This is a genomic window from Eubacterium ventriosum, assembly GCF_025150745.1.
In the GTDB taxonomy this organism is placed as follows: domain Bacteria; phylum Bacillota; class Clostridia; order Lachnospirales; family Lachnospiraceae; genus Eubacterium_G; species Eubacterium_G ventriosum.
Window position 1 is genome coordinate 220043 of record NZ_CP102282.1, and the last position, 18578, is coordinate 238620.

At 34.3% G+C, this 18578-nt stretch carries 12 protein-coding genes and 1 pseudogene; all 13 read right to left on the reverse strand.

Annotation, left to right across the window (positions count from 1 at the left end; all coding sequences use genetic code 11):
• Positions 1-16 precede the first annotated feature (16 nt).
• Positions 17-553, reverse strand: coding sequence for a rubrerythrin (rbr, locus tag NQ558_RS00970; protein ID WP_005362582.1), 537 nt, complete (start codon positions 551-553; stop codon positions 17-19).
• 203 nt (positions 554-756) lie between these two features.
• The gene (locus tag NQ558_RS00975; protein WP_005362580.1) at positions 757-1413 is read right to left on the reverse strand and encodes an ABC-2 transporter permease; all 657 of its coding nucleotides are present in this window, start codon (positions 1411-1413) and stop codon (positions 757-759) included.
• 2 nt (positions 1414-1415) lie between these two features.
• A complete protein-coding gene (locus tag NQ558_RS00980; RefSeq protein ID WP_005362577.1) occupies positions 1416-2270 on the reverse strand; it encodes an ABC transporter ATP-binding protein in 855 nt (284 codons plus the stop codon).
• 47 nt (positions 2271-2317) lie between these two features.
• On the reverse strand, positions 2318-2692 hold the full coding sequence (locus NQ558_RS00985; RefSeq protein WP_040446978.1) for a GntR family transcriptional regulator: 375 nt from the start codon (positions 2690-2692) through the stop codon (positions 2318-2320).
• A gap of 305 nt (positions 2693-2997) precedes the next feature.
• Complete coding sequence (locus tag NQ558_RS00990) at positions 2998-5031, reverse strand: FtsX-like permease family protein (RefSeq protein ID WP_005362573.1); 2034 nt, start codon at positions 5029-5031, stop codon at positions 2998-3000.
• Positions 5021-5788: pseudogene (locus NQ558_RS00995) on the reverse strand (ABC transporter ATP-binding protein). Before NQ558_RS00995 ends, NQ558_RS00990 begins: the two are co-directional and overlap by 11 nt.
• A gap of 74 nt (positions 5789-5862) precedes the next feature.
• Entirely contained in the window at positions 5863-6912 is a 1050-nt protein-coding gene (locus tag NQ558_RS01000) for a sensor histidine kinase (protein ID WP_005362567.1), read from the reverse strand.
• On the reverse strand, positions 6909-7571 hold the full coding sequence (locus NQ558_RS01005; protein WP_005362563.1) for a response regulator transcription factor: 663 nt from the start codon (positions 7569-7571) through the stop codon (positions 6909-6911). The genes NQ558_RS01000 and NQ558_RS01005 overlap by 4 nt, the downstream gene beginning before the upstream one ends.
• 64 nt (positions 7572-7635) lie before the next feature.
• The gene (locus NQ558_RS01010; RefSeq protein ID WP_005362562.1) at positions 7636-8466 is read right to left on the reverse strand and encodes an Rpn family recombination-promoting nuclease/putative transposase; all 831 of its coding nucleotides are present in this window, start codon (positions 8464-8466) and stop codon (positions 7636-7638) included.
• Positions 8467-8894: 428 nt separating this feature from the next.
• A complete protein-coding gene (locus NQ558_RS01015) occupies positions 8895-14507 on the reverse strand; it encodes a DUF7402 domain-containing protein (RefSeq protein ID WP_005362561.1) in 5613 nt (1870 codons plus the stop codon).
• An 81-nt stretch (positions 14508-14588) separates the two neighbouring features.
• Positions 14589-15326: a glucosamine-6-phosphate deaminase gene (nagB, locus tag NQ558_RS01020; protein ID WP_005362560.1), complete on the reverse strand. Its 738-nt coding sequence runs from the start codon at positions 15324-15326 to the stop codon at positions 14589-14591.
• Positions 15327-15398: 72 nt separating this feature from the next.
• Positions 15399-16265 carry an HAD family hydrolase gene (locus NQ558_RS01025; RefSeq protein ID WP_005362558.1) on the reverse strand — a complete coding sequence of 289 codons (867 nt, stop codon included), beginning with the start codon at positions 16263-16265 and terminating at the stop codon, positions 15399-15401.
• Positions 16249-18573, reverse strand: coding sequence for a glycoside hydrolase family 65 protein (locus tag NQ558_RS01030; RefSeq protein WP_005362557.1), 2325 nt, complete (start codon positions 18571-18573; stop codon positions 16249-16251). Before NQ558_RS01030 ends, NQ558_RS01025 begins: the two co-directional genes overlap by 17 nt.
• Positions 18574-18578: the final 5 nt, after the last annotated feature.

Here is an 18578-nt window from a genome sequence, read left to right on the forward strand (position 1 = left end):
ACTTTATTATCTTATTCTAGTAATTTTCAGCATGTACTTCAAAATAGCTCTGTGGATGATTACATACAGGACATACTTCAGGTGCCTTTGTACCAACAATAATATGTCCGCAGTTACGACATTCCCAAACTTTAACTTCGCTCTTTTCAAAAACCTTAGCTGTTTCAACATTCTTAAGAAGTGCTCTATATCTTTCTTCATGATGTTTTTCGATTTCACCAACCATACGGAACTTCTCTGCTAATTCAGGGAAACCTTCCTCTTCTGCAGTTTTTGCAAAACCTTCATACATATCTGTCCATTCATAGTTTTCGCCTTCTGCTGCAGCTTCAAGATTCTGTGCTGTATCGCCGATTCCGTTTAATTCCTTAAACCACATCTTAGCATGTTCTTTTTCATTGTCAGCAGTTTTTAAAAATAATGATGCAATCTGCTCAAAGCCTTCCTTCTTAGCCTTTGAAGCAAAATAAGTATATTTATTTCTTGCCTGTGATTCTCCTGCAAAAGCTGCCTCTAAATTCTTTTCTGTCTGTGTTCCTTCGTATTTGCTCATATAATATTACCTCCTAAGTAATCAGTTACTACTGATTTAAATTTTAGTCCTTATCAATATAGTTATACCCTAAATAACTATAAACATATTATACTGCAAATTCAATATTTTTGTTAAATATTCTTGTAAAAAAATATGTTTTTTCTATGAAATGAACTAACTTTGAAATTAATTATTTATATTACAAATTTGGACTGTAAATTTTATCGAAAATCCTTTTTCTTTACTATATATGTCGATACATACATAGAAGCAATATAAAAGATCAGGCTAACAATTAACACTATATTTCCAAGCATTTCAAAATTGCTAAATATTCCCTTTGCACTTGATAGTTTATCGCTAAAAATATTTATTGCTGCATAAGCAATCCCCCATATTATCATATTAGGAAGCATAATCATTACGCTTCTAACTTGTGGGTTTATCCCTCTTCCTATAATGTATAATATGCACAATTCTATAGACATACATATTAAAATTCCACCTACAAAAAATTTAAATATAACTGATATGTCAAACCAAACTGCCTGTGTTGTTTTTGTCAAAATAAATGCAATTACTGTTCCCAATAAAAATTCATATATAATCGTTACTGCACTTATAAGATATCTTCCTGCAATTCTATCACCTTCCTTTGCAGGTAGCATTAAATCAAAACCACAATCTGCTCTTTGTTCATATGTAAATAGTGACGTTGGTACTATTGTAGAAATAAGGAGCATATATGAATAAGCAGAAAGAATGTTCTCAGTTGAATATGCCATAACATATCCTAATGGTGCAAACAGAACTATGGATGCCAAGTATAATAATTTCATTTTTCTAAAATCATATTTCATAAATAATATCTTTGCCATTATTACATTCTCCCTTCTTTAATTGTATGTAACATAATCTGTGACACATTTGGCTTTTCAAAAACAAACTGACCGTCAAAATTCTGTGCATTATTGCTTTCAATTAATGCCTCAAATCCGTAATTTTTATTTTCTACTCCAATTAAATATTTTTTCTGTTGTTCTGTTAAATTACCATAATCACCTTTTATAATCATATATTCCTCAAGCATTTCATCTTTAGGCTTCTGAAGAATAATTCTACCGTTATCTATAAAAGTAATATAATCTGCAATTTCTTCCAAATCACTTAACACATGTGTTGAAAACAAAATGCTTCTTTCACCATTTTCAATATATTTCTGAAGTTCCCCCATTAATTCTTCCCTCACAACAGGATCAAGTCCATTAGTCGCTTCATCCAAAATCAATAATTTGGCATCTCTTGAAAATACTGTAGCAAACATTAATTTCACTTTCATTCCTCTTGAAAAGTTAATAATGTTTTTGTTTATTGGAAGATTATATTTTTCAATTAAGCTGTCAAACTTTTCGCTATCAAATGTAGGATAAAATTCCTTTAATGTCCGTTTTACATTTTTTACCTTAAGACCTTTTGTAAAATAACATTCATCACCAACGTAAGCTATGCTTTCTTTGTATCTTACAGGATCATCCGCATATGATATTCCATCTATCTTTATTGAACCCGAATCACACTTACATATATGATTAATCAGATTAATGGTACTTGTTTTTCCTGCCCCGTTTTGTCCTACAAATCCCATTATATATCCCTTTGGAATTGTCAGATTTACATCTTTCAATTGAAAATCTTTATATGTTTTATTTAAATTTCTTACTTCCAAAATATTCATTTTCTACTCCTTTCACGGATATTAATATTAGTGCCTATTGTACCTTTTTAATCCTGCTGCCATACTGAATCAACAATGGCAATTATCTCGTCTTTTGTCATACCAATCTGCTTTGCCGATTCCACGGCAGTTTCTATTCCTTCTTCTATTCTCATAATAAATTGTTCCTTCAAAATCTTATTATTGCTGGATAAGACAACACTGCCCTTTCCCTGCATAGTTGCTATAAAACCTTCCTTCTCCAAATCATTATAAGCTCTTGTTGTTGTAATAACACTTACCCCAACATCCTTAGCTAAACTTCTAATAGATGGAAGAATCTCTCCTTCTTTAATCTGTCCGTTAAGAATCTGTTCCTTAATCTGCTCCCTTATCTGCGCATATATAGGAAGTTCAGATTGATTCGATATAATAATTTTCAAATTGTTACCTCCAGTTCTAATCAATGCATTGTATATACTGTATATATTTCATTATATACAGTATATACAATTTGTCAATGAGGTTTTTGGGATTATTGAAGATTTCATATAGTTCCGGCTGGAAGGAATTGCCGCTTAGCTTGATTGTAGAAAAAGCAGCCACATCTGCGTCCCACCGCAAATGTAACTGCTTTCTTAATCTTTCTTTATTCAATTGTTCTATATCTTTATTATACTGATAACCAGCTTTTCAGCTACAATATTCTAATACTATATTATCTTATATTAATCTTGTAATATTATTTCTACTTTATTATATTCTTGCTACACCAATACGTTATCACAAAGTATCCTCCATATATTACCACAAGAAATGCACCTGTCATTATTATTGATGGTAACAGTCCTGTTCGGCCAATTGATAGAAGTATTGTATTGCAGAATTTTATTCCTACGATTGAATGTATGATTGCTATGAAAAGCGGAAATCCGAAGAACAGCCCTATCTGTTTAAACAATGCTTTGTTTAGCATTTTCTCATCGGCACCAAGTTTTCTAAGCATTACATATCTTTCCCTGTTGTCTGTTGACTCAGACAATTCTTTTAAAGCAAGTATTGCCGCACTTGAAATCAGGAATATTATTCCAAGATAAAGTCCAATAAAAGTAACCATGGCACTTAATCCTATGCATGACTGTTCAATATCATTTTTTGTATTTACTGTCATTATTGATGTTTTAAGCCATGTTTTTTCAATTAATTTGTTTATTTCATTCTCAACCTTCTGTCGCTGTTCTTTTGTGGATGCATTATAATTGGCATTTAGCCATATTTGATGTAACTCTAAATTTTCCACTGCCTTATCAGGCAATATGAAGACTCCTGTTTCAGACACGCTTCCTGATATTTCAACGAATCCGGTTTTGCATTGATTAAACTTAGGACTATAATCCTTTCCATTTATCGTTATCTTTTCCCCGTTCCTTAGAGCAATATTTCTAATCTCCATCATATTTACAAAATTGGCAATTATCATATACTGATCATCTTTAAGTTCGTAAGTTGTATGACCATACTGCTTTGCAATCTTATTGTAATCGCTTAATTTCATTATGACTTCATTATTGTCAACAGCCAAAAACTTATACTGTTCTGCCACCTGCTTATAACTGTCCCCAAGTGTATCCTTAATTGTAAACTTATCTGCTTCGTAAGTATTGAATTTCACAATGTCTTTAAAATTAGTTTTGCAATCAAAACCATTATTTGTCAAAGTATTCTCAATGGAAATCTTGTTATCTTTAGCTATTTTCTTATTATCACTAAAGTCGCTGTTAACATTCTTTGACAACTGAATGTCAACAGGTACCAGTTCCTTAATATTGTTATCCATGGAAGTTTTTATAGATAATGCACTTGAAAAAATACAAATAGTAACAAATAACATTAAGCATATAATTGTAATCTGAACTACAGTTGTGTTAATTTTGCTGCTAATCTGTCTTAATACAAAACTGTTTAAATCTTTGTAGTATACCTTTTTAACAGACATTACTATTTTCAAAATCAAACCTGATAATGACCAGAACAAAAACAATGTTCCCACACTTCCTGCAAAAATTACTTTAAATAACATTTGGTCATCTAAATTACTATATCCACCCATTACACCGTAATAACCGTAGCCTATAAAAGCCATAGAAATTATGAAAACAAAGATGCACACAATAGGATTCTTCATTGTGACCTTTTCTGATTTTCGATTTCCATTAATAAGATCTATTAATTTACATCTTCCAATTATAATAGTATTAAACAACATTACGAGAATGTATATAATTCCAAAATAAACTAATGTTTTAATACATGCACTTAGAGAAAATACAAACTTAAACTTTGTCATGTCTGCTTCAAACATATTTGCCACAAAAATACTCATAAGTTGTGATAATCCTGCACCTACTGTAAGTCCTGTAGCTAAAGAAATCATACCTATAGCCAAAGTTTCAATAAAAAGAATAAAAGATATTTTCCTTTTTCCCATTCCAAGCGTTAAGTATATTCCAAACTCCCTGTTTCTTCTTTTTATTAAAAATCTCGAAGCATAAATAATTAAAAATCCTAAAACAAATGATACAAAAACGCTTACACCCGACAATACATTTGTCATCAATCTTATAATTTCAGCTGTATTATCAGAAACCTTCATCATTACAGTCTGTGACTCAATGGCATTAAACACATAAAAAATTGCAACACCTAACACAAGAGTAAAGAAATAGATGGCGTAATCCTTAATACTCTTTACAATATTTTTTAATGATAATTTAAAAAGCATCGTTTAACTCTCCACCTAACATTGTTACCACGTCCATAATATCATCAAAAAACTCTTTTCTGTTTCTTCCTTCTCTGAGAAGTTCATTAAAGATTCTGCCATCCTTGATAAATATTACTCTTGATGCGTAACTTGCCGTAAAGGCATCATGTGTAACCATCAGAATTGTTGCCATATTCTTAATATTTAAATAGCTGATTTTTTCTAACAACATTTTTGATGATTTTGAGTCAAGTGCCCCTGTTGGCTCATCTGCCAAAATCAATTTAGGCTCAGTAATAATGGCTCTTGCACTTGCCACACGTTGCTTCTGTCCTCCTGACATTTCGTAAGGATATTTTTTAAGCACACTTTCAATATCTAACTCTCTTGCCACTTCTCTGATTCTTGCATCTATCTCGTCTGGCTTAACGCCCTGAATAGATAACGCCAACGCTATATTTTCATAAGCTGTAAGTGTATCAAGCAAGTTAAAATCCTGAAAAATAAATCCCAATTCTTCTCTTCTAAATTTGTTAAGTTCTTTACCATTTAAATTAGTTATGTTTCTTCCTGCAACATAAATGTTACCTGATGTAACTTTGTCAATTGTAGAAATGCAATTAAGTAATGTAGTCTTCCCCTAACCGGAAGCTCCCATAATTGCTACAAACTCACCTTTTTCAACCTGAAATGAGATATTATTTATGGCTTTAGTCAGACTAGACTTGTTTCCATAATACTTTTCAATACTTTCAATTTTTAAAATGTTTTCCATAGTATTAACTCCTTTAATTTCTCTTTGCAAATACTATGTTACTCTGTTTTGATTCCTCGGTCGTCATTCTAACATTACTTAACATTACAATTTTGTAATGTTAGATAATCATTTCTGCCAAAAACAATTTTTACTTTTGTATAACTGTCAGACGTTCCATCCACATTTTGTTCTGACTCAATTTCTATTCTGTGTCCTAATTTCTTACACAATCTATCGGCAATATACAAACCCATTTCCGTTGACTTGGCCCCGATTCTTCCGTTTTCGCCTGTGAAGGACTTATTGAAAACCTTCTTTAAATCCTTCCTTGGTATTCCGATTCCGTTATCAAAAATTTCAATAGTAGTCTCATCTTTCGTCTGACTTGCGGTTATTTTTATAATCGATTCAACTCCTGCTTTTTTATATTTTATACTATTATTAATAATCTGATTTAATATAAACTGAAACCATTTAGAATCGGTAAACACTGAATAATTATTCAAATCCACCTGAATATTAATTTTGTTTTCAAGCAAATCATCTCTGTTCTTAATCAAAACTTCCCCCACAGCCTTATTAAGTCCCACTTCTTTTATTAGATAATCGTTCTCGGAATAGTTACTTCTAATATAATACAAAACCTGGTCTGTATAATTATCCAACCTTCTTATTTGCTTAATATATTTTTCGTCAATCTCACCTTTATGGTTATGGCACATCAGCACAAGGCTGGCAATTGGAATCTTTACCTCATGAATCCACATCTCTATGTATTCCTTAAAATCCTCAATGCTATGATTATATTTGTTTACATTTTCAGCCATTGACTTGTCTATCTCATAAAGATTGTCATACAAAATCTTTCCCTCATAAAATTCAGGCTCTTTAAGCATTTCCAAAACTAGATATTTCTTGTCCAGTTTTTCGGTGTTAGCTGTAAATTCATCATAAAAATTCTTTTTTCTGAAAAAATCAATAAGAAAACTTGCCACAACTACTGCAATATACACAATTGTTATTCCAATTATCAGACTGTTTTGAGCCTTAAACGCAACAAGCATTGCCACTATAATGAAATATCCTACTGCCAAAATGGATATATTTATTTTTTTGTCCCACAAGTATTTGTCTAATTTCATACTAAAATATATCCTTGCCCCTTTCTTGTTTCTATGGCTTTATCGTATCCCACTTCTGACAACTTATTTCTTAATCTGCTAATATTTACCGTCAATGCATTGTCGTTAATATACTCTTCATTATTCCACAAGTCCGTCATCAACTCATCTCTGGTTACTATTTTTTCACGGTTATTAAGTAGGTAAGAAAAAATAATCATTTCATTCTTTGTCAAATTAATCTCTTTGCTGCCGTTACTTATAGAACCCTTGCCTATATTTATTTCCAAATCCTTATATCTGATTCTGTCCGACTTAGGCTCCATTCTTTTAAAAATATTCTGGATTCTAAGAAGTAAAACCGTAGGACTATAAGGCTTGGTTATAAAATCGTCTGCCCCATAGGACATTGTAAGCACCTCGTCCACTTCACTGGTTCTACTTGTAACCATAATAATTGGTACATCCGATACCTTCCTTATCTCTTTTAAAAGAATCTCCCCATTAATTCCGGGAATATTAATATCCAAAAGAATCAAATCTGCCTGACTTTCCAAAATCTTCTCTTTAGAATTTTGAAAATCTTCAAGCACCTCTGCTTTGTATCCTGAGTTTATTAACAATTCCTTCAATTCATTGCTTATTGTATTATCATCTTCCACAATCAAAATCTTCTTCATATACTTATTCTCCCATATAATGAAAGAAACCAATTGCTGGTGGACAACTGATTTCTTTTCACTATTAATCTTCAATAATATTATATTTCTTCATTAGTTCTTTTTGGTACTCTTTATTCTCTGATATTTTTTCAATCTCATCGTATTTCTTTTCTACTATCAAAATTTTAAGTAACTTATTAATATTTTCTGTTGCTAATTCTGAACCTTTCTCCATTCCTTCTTTTATTCCTTCTTCTCTACCATTTCTATACTGCCTATCTAATTCCATCTGATATGACATATACTCTCGCCTCCACTGTTTATTGTTTCTGGCTTCAAACACTTTCCTGTCTATGTCCTTTGCTAGTTGACTTTCAGGTTCTCTGCCATCAAAATAATCTAACAACATCTGTAGTTCTTCGCTTATGCCATCTCTGTTACCTTTGGTATTTAAGAAAATCTTATGAGTTCCATCATTTAATTTTATATCCGAATCATCAATACATATATTCTCAAATTCATAAATACTTCTATTCTTTTCAAAAAAATCAAAGGTACAAATAAATATTACATAGCTTGTTTTTAGTATATCATAAGATTGACCTTTTTCAATTAATTTCAAGTCAATTATGTCCTGATAATATCGTGACCTCTTCGGTAGCTCCTCATAATTTGTCGTTTGCATTTCAAGATTAAAAACAGTATTTTTGTCATCTTCAACATAGATGTCCAGTCTTATTGACTTTGAACCCGGTGCAATCTGAATGGTTTCTTCATAATCAAGATATTCAATGTCCCTTATCTTAATGTTTAATATCTGCTCTAACACCGGCTTGCATATCTCTTTATTAGACATTACTTTGGCAAACATAAATGCATCTGTTATTCCTAATTCTTCATATTGTTTTCCCATTATCTTATCCTCCCTTGTTTATTTAATATCTAAATATATTTTAAATAATAAATGCGCTTCTGTCAACATTTTATTTATGTGTTTCGGATTCAGTTTATGTGATGTTTACCTTATATAAAAAGTCAACTGGAAAGTATTAAACTTTAAATCTAACTTTCTAACCAGCTTTTTATTAACTTTTTTGAATAGTATTAGATAAATAGTTACATCATAAGCAGTATTCGTATTCCGCTTCGTTCCATACTCATATCGCGCTAGCGCGATATATTCCTGAATTAAAAATGCTTTTATTGAGCAAGCTCATAACGCAATTTTATTTCAGTCATGCACCGCTTAAAGTTACGCGTAAAAAGTCCCGGTAAGATTGGTTACCCAATCTTCCGGGACTATGAGAATATGAGAAAGCAATGCTTTTCAATATTATCAGGCTATTTTACTTTGACTACATGATATAATGTGTATGTCTTACCACCACTTGTAACTGTAATCTTAATTGTAGCTTTGCCTTTCTTAACAGCTTTAACTTTACCCTTCTTAGAAACCTTAGCTACCTTCTTGTTAGATGTTGCATACTTAACTGTAGCACCACTTGCAAGGTTTGCTAATTTAATCTTCTTAGATTTGCCTTTCTTAAGAACTGTTTCGTCTGCAACTGCAAGGTTCTTTCCTGCTTTGCTAATCTTGCTTACTTTGAAGCTTGTCTTAGCTTTGCCCTTAACTTTGACATTGAAGTAGTACTGGCTTACAACACTGCCCTTCTGGATGCAGATTGTTAATTTAGCTTTACCTTTCTTCTTTGTCTTAATTACACCCTTATTACTAATTGTTGCAACTTTCTTGTTGCTTGTGTAAGTATAAACCTTAGCACCCTTAGTATTCTTAAGACGTAACTTGTATGTAGCCTTAGCGCTTAACTTCTTGCTTGAAACTACTGTTGGAACCTTTAATCCTGTAGCACCACTTGGTGTATCTTTGTTAGCTGCTACTGTAGTTGTTCCTTCATTAGCCTTAGCTGGTGCTGTAGTTGGTGCTGTAGTTGTTTCGCCTGCGGCTGGTTTTGTTGTTGTTTCACCTGTAGCTGGTGTTGTTGTTTCTTCGCCTGTTGATGGTGTAGTTGTTTCTTCACCTGTGCCAGGTGTTGTTGTTTCTTCTGAACCTGGTGTTGTAGTTGTTTCTTCAGGCTTCTTAACTTCTGCCTTGATTACTTCGATTTCAGCAAGACCAACTGCTGTTGTTGATTCTGAAACTTCGTCAACTACGAACTTAATGTTCTTAACTTCTTTGCCTTCGCCAAGACTGATTTCCTTAACTGCACCATCATTTGGAAGTTCTCCAACTTCAAGTGTTGTTCCATCCTCAAATTCTAAGTGAGATTTTGTGATGTGGTCATCTGTATTAGGTCTGTCATAAAGTTTAATTGTTGTAACTTTCTGTGCTTCATCGTATGCAAGATTTAACCAAGCACCTTTTCCTTCATTCTTTGTTACCCATTCAGCCCATGGGAATCTTGTATGCTTGTTAGCAAGTCCTGTTGCATAACCATCTGCAATACCGTCAACTGCCTTAACTGCACTCTGGTCATCCCATCTGCTGTCACTGCTGTTTTCACTTGATGCTGTTACTGTAGCAAGTGAACCAATACTGTTTGTTTCATGCTTGTAGAATACTTCATTAACCTTTGAGAATGAAGCAATCCAATTGTAGTATTCTGTTGAATACTTACGAAGTGCCTGATCCTTTAAGTTATACTTAAATGGTCCCTGACGCATGCTGTATGGAGTTAATACGTTTTCTCTTTCGCTCCAGTTAAGCATTGTCTTTTCTTCAAGACCATCAAGGTGCTGCCAAGCTCCTAAATATGTGTTAAGTTCTTTGCCCCAACCGTAGTTACCCTGATCTTTAGGATATACTTCATCAGTCATATGGCTATGGATAATAGCTTCGTGAACTGTTGGCTGGAATTTATCGTTTTCCTTCTGGATATTCTTAATAGCTTCATTACCGAATAATCCAAAGTATGCATGGTCATAATGCATATCGTATCTTGATGTCATATAAACATCTGTTGGGTTAACACTCTTCATTACACTTTCAAGGTCTGCTAAGAAGTTAGCACGTGTGTATGAAGCATGTTCTCCTGTCATAAGATAATGATAATCATTTCTTACACTTTCATCACCATATGTTTTTGTTACACCATTTCTTGAAGATATAACTTTATTATCATCTGCAATGAAAATATTATATACAAAACTGTCTGTAAATGCTGTTGTGTACTGTCCAACACCCATACCACCGTTATCTGCATAGCCTAAGAAGTACAAGTGATCTGTTGGTACACCGATTGTATTTAATGCATTTACTGTATCTCTGATTCTTAATTTACCATGGTCTACACCACTGTAATCTCCGTTTGTTGCATATACAACGTAAACTTCGTCGCCATTTGCAACAGCTCTGTTCATAACACCACCTGCCATTAACATTTCATCATCTTCGTGAGGTGCCATTACTAAGATTCTCTTATGATGTTTAACTTTTGCGTCAACACCGTCAAAGTGTACTTCTGAAACTTTTGCAGTCATACCCTTTTCGAACTGGAACTTAATTCCTGTAATTTCGTCTTTTGATGCTGATACAACTTTTCCTGAATCTTTTGAATCACATGAACCTGCTTCAACCCATCCTTCAGATGTGTTAACCAATACTTTGTATGGTGCAGCTTCGCCTTCAAAATCAACGCTGAAGTTTTCAATATTGTATTCTCTGTCTAAACCGATTGTTAATGATGGATTTTCATCATCAGCATCAGGTGTCCATGTTGTGTTTGCATCTCTATCTGTAACATTTTCTCCATCCTTAGATGATGAAACTGTTACCGGCTGGCTGTATGCCAAGTCAATATCAATGTTCTGTCCTTTTTCAGTAAGAACAATCTTGTTTTCTTCTTCAGGATTGATTACTTCTTCACCTAAAACTTTTACTTCACCAATTGCAGGCCAAACTGCTACTCTTGACTCTTTGTGAAGTGGTAACTGTGTTAATGTTACACGAACATATTGGTATTTGTTATTTGCATATTCTGCTGCAATCTTACCATACTGTTCCTTTGAGAAATCAGTGTTAGCTGTATTATCCCATAACATATCCCAGCTACTCTTATCATTTGAACCTTCTACCTTATACTGCCATGCCTGACCGTAAGCCGGTGTTGTTGCCGCCTGAGCATCTTCAAGTGTAGGAAGTACTTCATGTTCAAATACTAAGTCAAATGCCTGAATCTGCTGAGCCTTACCAAGGTCAACCATCCACCAAGCACCTTCTTTTTCTGAATCTCCGTCGCCTACCCAAAGTGTTCCGTCGTTTCCGTCAATTGCATTTGCAGGATCTCTACTTACTGTTGAAGCTGTTGCTTCTCCATCAAGTGCAAAGTTAGTAAGTTCTTTTGGTCTGTATACGTTAAACTCTGCTACTGCAGGCCATGCATCTTCAATAGTATCTCCAAATGTAAATCTAACATATGAGTATTTCTTTTCTGTTATAGATTCATCTAAAGTTACTTTCTGTGTAGATGCAACTTCTTCATTTGCTGTCTGATCCCAGATAACATCCCAGTTAGTCTTGTCTGTTGAAGCTTCTACTTTATATTTCCATGCTGATTTAGCTTTATCACCACCGAAAGTAACATCTAATTTTTCGATATTATAACTTCCGTCTAAATCTACAACAAAGTTTGCTCTGTCTTCTGTAACTGTATCACCCTGATTTGACCAACCATTTGAAATCCACATTGTTGTTTCATCACCATCCACAATGTTTGATCCTACGCATCCAGGATCCCAATCACTCTGAGATGATGTAGTTACAGTCTTATCAAGTGAAATATTAGTTTCTGTATCTGAAATTCTTTTCTTCTTTGATAAAACAATGTTATCAAACTTAACCTGATCTACACCATTATCTGACTTAATCACGATGTATGTTGCAGGAACCTTTTTCTTAAAGTTAGTTGTAAATGTCTGCTTCTTGCCTGTTACCGTAAATGTCTCGCTTTCTTCTCCTGCTTCAACCTTTACAGTAGCTGTTCCTTTAGCACAATATGCTTCAAAACTTGTTAAAGCATACTTGTCAGGAATAGCTATTTTGTTAGCCTGTTCTTCATTAGTATATGAAGTAGCCCATAATTTACCGTCTGTTACGTTCCAACCACGGTTACCGAAGTCACAGTTAGAATATACACCTGTTAATGCTCCGTTATTGCAATCATCAAAATCTAATAAAATCTTTCCTTCACCAAGGTCTTCTTTAATACCACTGTTGTAGCTGTTATCAGCACCAATGTTTGGCTTAACAAATGATTTTACTTCGTTTCCGTAGAAATCCTGTCCGCCATTGTCGATAACTGAAATACCCTGGTCAATAACTGTTGCTCCATCTTTAAGTTTGTATCCGTCAACAGTACCATAAGTAATCTTAAATTCGCCGTTAACGTCTTCAACTGTTGCGCTTGTTCCTTCTTCTAACTTAACATAGTCGCTCTTAACTGCTACCCTGGCATTTTCATCGTCAGCTCTTCTATTGTTAAGGTTTGCTCCACCGTAAGCATTGTTATTTACAACACCCATATAACGTGAATCCCAAGCCTGTGCCTTATTTACTCCGTTGTCATCTATCTTTTGAGCTTCTGTTATAATGACATTATTTCTAATTTTAAATCTATCAGTAGAAGTTACTGCTGTTGTATCATCCCAGCTACGTGTAATAGATCCATCATGGTCTGCATCCATATAAATCAAGTTGTTATATGCATCCAAGCTTCCATTACCGCCCTGACATAATGTTAATACAGCACCACCGCCATAACGGTTTGTACCATATCCATCATTAACACTGATGTTATATCTGTAGTATGTCTGATATGATGTTCCTAATGCACATTCAAAGAATGAACCTGATGGATTGTCATGTGTATAGTTGTACTGAACATAATTTAAGTCTGCATAAACGTCAGCGTCAAATGCCTGTGAATCTTCCTTATCACCGGAAGCTCCTGAACCAAACACTTCGTTGTACTGGCAGATTGTTTTCTGACCATGTTCCCACCAAATAGGAACGTTTCCGTTAGGACCACTGTTACATCCATTTGCAACATTATATTCAATAAGTGCATTTTCATAATCTGATGGACAAATAGCTGCGTTACCTACGTTTTCGCAGTAATTGCTACGAATTACAAGATTTTTACTTCTATATGTTCCACCGCCACCTTCAGTAATTCCACTTTCATCAGGGAATGTTGAGCTTCCCCATGTTGAAATAAAGTTAATACCGTAATGGTTTACATTTTTTACATAGTTTCCTTCTACAGTAATGTCTTCCCAATTAGTAGCTTTCTTGTTACCACGGATAGCATATACAATACCACCACGACCGATACCTGCCTGCTGACCGATTGGAATAGAAATTACGTCATGAACGTATGTATTCTTTACATTAATTTCATGAAGTGTTCCTGCATCCTGTCCCATAATCAAGATACCATATTTCTTAATATGATCATCTTTAGTTTTTGTATGGTTTGTTACTTCAATAGATGTGATTTCCCAGTATTCCTGATTATAGAAATATACTGCTGTGTTAAATACACGATTCTCTAAATCATCACCTTTGTCTCCACACCAGCTATCACCATTGATAACAGGTCTGCCGTCTTTAACGTCACCATATGCGTCAATTGTAATAGGGTTTCCTTTTTCACCTGAACCCTTTGGACTTAAAAGACCGCTCCATGAGCAACCTCTTTTAAATCTAAGCTTATCACCCGGCTTGAAAGTAGTTGCATTAACTTTTTCAAGTGACTTCCAGGCTTTTGTTTCACTAGTACCGTCATTATCGTCATTTCCGTTTACGGAATCCACGTAATAACTAATGCCTGTTGTTGCCTTAGTAGCTGACGCTGATACGAATGTACCGTTGCCAAGTACTGTAGTAACTATCATTGCCAAAGACAACAATAGGGCAAGCATCTTCTTCTGCTTCATAAAGTACCTCCTTTTTATTTAACCGATTCTTGTCGGTTACCCTTTCAACTTTATTTGTAGTTCCTATTAATATATTAGAAACTAAAGCACATCTTTAATTAACTTTCCTGCTTCCTTATCAACAATAACTGTTACGTTATTGTGTAACTGTAAGATTGAAGCCGGAACCTTTGGAGTTACCGGACCGAAGAATGCATCTCTTATAATCTGTGCTTTCTTCTCACCATTTGCAATTAATAAAATATGTTTAGACTGCATGATTGACTTAATCCCCATTGTGAATGCCTTTTCAGGAACTGCTTCACCTTCATCGAAAAGTCTCTGATTAGCATCAATTGTGCTCTGTGTAAGCTGTACACAGTGGGTAGTTTTTTCAAAAGATTCACCCGGTTCATTGAAACCGATGTGTCCGTTTAAGCCAATACCTAAAAGCTGCATATCAATATTTCCAAGCTCCTTAATAATGTTTTCATATCTTGCACATTCAGCTTCTTCGTCTTTAGCCATACCGTTTGGAAGGCATGTATTAGACTTCTTAATATTGATTAAGTCAAAGAGGTTAGTATCCATGAAATATCTATAACTCTGCTTATGATCACCTGTTAAGCCCTTATATTCATCAAGATTAATAGTACTTGTCTGTGAAAAATCAATGTCTCCCTTGTTGTACCACTCAACCAACTGCTTATAAGTACCAATTGGTGTTTCACCTGTAGCTAATCCAAGTACTGCGTCAGGTTTCATAATAACCTGTGCTGATAAATAATTAGCTGCCTTTCTGCTCATATCTTCATAATCATTAGCTATTATAATTTTCATTATTTTCCTCCTTGCATATTAAATATGTATTGAAATGATAAACTCCCTTTTTATTATTAGAATGTTTATTTTTTATTTACTCTGGTCAACTAAGAACTGAATGAATCTGTCTACACCACCGCCTAAAATCTGAATCTTTTCAGGTCTTACACCTTCTAATGAAGAAACATCGAAGAAATCTCCTGCTTCTGTCTTTGGTGTAAGCATAAAGCTGTCACTTCCGTAAAGACCTTCCTGTATTCCTACGAACTCGTCTCCCCAGAAAGAACAATCTTCTGCTTCGATTCCTTCATCCTTAAATGATTCAAGGATTGTGTCTACATTGTCACTCTTACATGAAATACCAACTTCAAGATACTTAGCATCACATGTTGCGGATACCTTAAGTCCAAACTCTTCTCCAACCTTTTCAGATAATGAAACTAAATCCATTATTCCGTTTTCTAAACCATGTTCTTCTAACATAGCCTTTAACTGTGACATTTCATCTTCCTGCATAAATAACTGATCGCCACGCTCATTTTCTACCTGTAAATCAATCTTGCAGTAGTTTGGTCTTGAAAATACAACATCAGTTTTGAAGTTATATTTTTCAAGTAACTCTCTGTGGATTTTGTAGCATACATCATGAATCTTTAATAATCCTTCTGTGTCAGGTATACAGTCAGCGAAAATCTCCGGCTGACCGTTAACCATCTTATAGTTGTATGCTCCTCTGCCTAAACCTAAATAAAGGTTTGAAGCTTCCTCTGGAGTGAAATGTTCATGAATTTTTCCACTGGCAATTTTGTCATATGTTGTACCACTTACAATTACAAGCTTTACTCCACTTGCAAGTAAAGGCTTCATAGCTGCAACAGCTTCCTCAACAGGAGCCTGTCTTGACATTACGGCTGTTCCGTCCCAGTCGAAAAATATTGCCTTATATTTCTTGGACATATTCTTCTCCTTCCTTATTTAAAGTGATAGGTTCATGATTACTCTTAAATGTAATAGGAACCTGATTAAGTAATTTATATGTAACCTTACCCTGTTCAATTTTGATTCTCATATCGCTACCATGATATTCAACACAGAATTCGTATGACTTCCACTGTTCAGGAAGTTTTGGATGAATTGTAAGTTCGCCTGTGTTAGAACGAACACCTGCGAAACCAAATACAATACCCTGCCATGTTCCTGCCATGTTAGCTGCATGGATTCCTGCATAGAAATTATCATGCATATCATCAAGATCCATTCTTGCTGACTGTGAGAAATACTTGTAAGCTTCTTCATCGTATCCAATCTGGCTTGCAAGGATTCCAAAAATACAAGTAGATAATGATGAATGATGAAGTGTAACTGTCTGATAGAAATCATAGTTTCTCTTAAGCTCTTCTTCTGTAAAGAAGTTACTATGAAGTAACATTCCAAGAATTGCATCAGCCTGTTTTGACATCTTCTGTCTGTAGACAAACAATGGATGATAATTTTCGTATAATAAATGTCTCTTTTCTTCCGGAATCTTAGATTCATCCCAAGGCTTTCTCATCATAAATCCGTCATCCTGTGGATAAATCTGTAATTTTTCATCAAATGGGAAATACATATTGTTAATAATTCTTTCCCAGTATTCTAGTTCTTCGTCTTCAAGTTCTAACTTTTCAACTAACTTGTTGTATGCATCTTCGTCAAGACTCTTCATTCTGTCTAATGCCCACATAGCACTACGAATGTTTTCTCTTGCCATTAAGTTAGTATAGAAGTTATTATCAACGATTGCGTTGTATTCATCAGGTCCTGTTACTGAACAAATACAATATTTGTTATCCTTGCATTCTGCGAAGCATCCTACATCTGCCCAAACTCTTGCAGTTTCAACTAATACTTCTGCTGCTCTGTCGATTAAGTACTGGTCATCACCTGTAATATCAAGGTAGAGCTTAAATGCATATGCAATATCTGCATTAATATGATACTGAGCTGTTCCAAGTGGAAAATATGTTGATGCTTCTTTACCATTGATAGTTCTCCATGGATACAATGCACCTTTCATATGTCCTAAAACTTTAGCTCTGTCTCTTGCATCATCAAGAGTGTCATATCTATAATTTAATAACTGCTTAGCTAATTCTGAATCTGTGTAAACGAATACAGGAAGTACATACATTTCTGTATCCCAGAAATAATGACCTTCGTATCCTTCACCACTAAGTCCCTTAGCTCCCATACCTGTTCTGCCATCACGACCTGCAGACTGCATAATATGGAATAAGTTAAATCTGATACCCTGCTGTAATTCTTCATCGCCTTCAATCTTAATGTCGGCTTTGCTCCAGAATTCATCCATCTTTTCTTTCTGAAGTGCTTCGTATTTGTCATAACCTAATACTTTTGCTTCTGAAAGTTTAGCTCTAATAAATGGAAGAATTTCTTCTTTAGGCATATCAAGTTCTGAAGTGTAAGCAATCATCTTTTCAAATGTTACTTCTTTGCCTTCTTCAGCATAAACTTCATATGAAGTATGTCCGTCTTCTTCTCCAATAACACATTCAGTCATATGACCGTCTGTAACAACAACACTACCACAAGCCATTGAAAGTTTACTGTTCTTTGTTTCTCCCTGGTATAAAATATAATCTTCATCAGATTTTAATTCTTCTACCACAAGATGTTTACCAAATGGGCCATAGTCAACTAAAGGATTAGTCTTTCTTGTGTGGTTTTCAACGCCTGCTTCAACGTAAGAACTAAACTTAACTGTGCCTTCAAAATTAATAGGTGTAACCTTAATCTGAATAGCCATAATGTTCTTATCAGCAAGAGAAACCAATCTCTTAAATGTTGCTTTAACTTCCTTGCCCTTAGGTGATTTCCAAACAACGTTTCTTACAACAATACCTTCATTCATAAGAAGGCTTCTGCTGTATTCAACTATTTCTCCTGCTTTTAAATCGAACATTTCACCATTTACTTCAATAGTGGTCTTTTTTAAATTAGGTAAATTAAGTAATGACTGGCTTGTTTCAGGGAAACCAAAGTTCCACTCACCATATCTTATATGTTCACTTTCATAAAAGCCATTAATGAAGTTTCCTTCCAGACCTTCATCTACCGTGAAAGGATATCCTTCGTCAAATGTACCACGAGTACCAATGTAGCCGTTTGAAAGTGCAAATGTTGTCTCGTTTCTATAATTCCAGTCTTTAACAAACTTTTCTTCGGTAACTTTCCATTCTTCTACCGGATATGTATTTTTTTCCATTCTCT

Bases quoted from the DNA above. Each gene is read 5' to 3' on its own strand.
- rbr (WP_005362582.1), bottom strand. From the start codon at position 553: ATGAGCAAATACGAAGGAACACAGACAGAAAAGAATTTAGAGGCAGCT.
- NQ558_RS00975 (WP_005362580.1), bottom strand. From the start codon at position 1,413: ATGGCAAAGATATTATTTATGAAATATGATTTTAGAAAAATGAAATTA.
- NQ558_RS00980 (WP_005362577.1), bottom strand. From the start codon at position 2,270: ATGAATATTTTGGAAGTAAGAAATTTAAATAAAACATATAAAGATTTT.
- NQ558_RS00990 (WP_005362573.1), bottom strand. From the start codon at position 5,031: ATGCTTTTTAAATTATCATTAAAAAATATTGTAAAGAGTATTAAGGAT.
- NQ558_RS01000 (WP_005362567.1), bottom strand. From the start codon at position 6,912: ATGAAATTAGACAAATACTTGTGGGACAAAAAAATAAATATATCCATT.
- NQ558_RS01005 (WP_005362563.1), bottom strand. From the start codon at position 7,571: ATGAAGAAGATTTTGATTGTGGAAGATGATAATACAATAAGCAATGAA.
- NQ558_RS01010 (WP_005362562.1), bottom strand. From the start codon at position 8,466: ATGGGAAAACAATATGAAGAATTAGGAATAACAGATGCATTTATGTTT.
- NQ558_RS01015 (WP_005362561.1), bottom strand. From the start codon at position 14,507: ATGAAGCAGAAGAAGATGCTTGCCCTATTGTTGTCTTTGGCAATGATA.
- nagB (WP_005362560.1), bottom strand. From the start codon at position 15,326: ATGAAAATTATAATAGCTAATGATTATGAAGATATGAGCAGAAAGGCA.
- NQ558_RS01025 (WP_005362558.1), bottom strand. From the start codon at position 16,265: ATGTCCAAGAAATATAAGGCAATATTTTTCGACTGGGACGGAACAGCC.
- NQ558_RS01030 (WP_005362557.1), bottom strand. From the start codon at position 18,573: ATGGAAAAAAATACATATCCGGTAGAAGAATGGAAAGTTACCGAAGAA.